Source organism: Limosilactobacillus reuteri (genome assembly GCF_020785355.1).
Taxonomy (GTDB): domain Bacteria; phylum Bacillota; class Bacilli; order Lactobacillales; family Lactobacillaceae; genus Limosilactobacillus; species Limosilactobacillus reuteri_I.
The window spans coordinates 1-203 of record NZ_JAJGVH010000007.1 but is presented as its reverse complement, the minus strand read 5'-3'; the positions used below and the strand labels follow the sequence as shown (position 1 = coordinate 203).

The window sequence follows — 203 nt, the reverse complement described above, 5'->3', positions numbered from 1 at the left end:
ATGAGCGAAAGCTTGAGTAACTCAGTAAGCATGAGTGAAAGTTTAAGCAACTCAGTATCGATGAGCGAGAGCTTAAGCAACTCAGTCTCAATGAGTGAAAGCTTAAGTAACTCAGTCTCAATGAGCGAAAGCTTAAGCAACTCGGTATCAATGAGTGAAAGCTTGAGTAACTCAGTATCGATGAGTGAAAGCTTAAGCAACTC

The 203-nt window shown here is 40.9% G+C and carries 1 pseudogene; it reads right to left on the bottom strand.

What is annotated here, in order from left to right:
• Window positions 1-203, bottom strand: a pseudogene (locus LMB56_RS00035) (hypothetical protein); the annotation flags it as partial.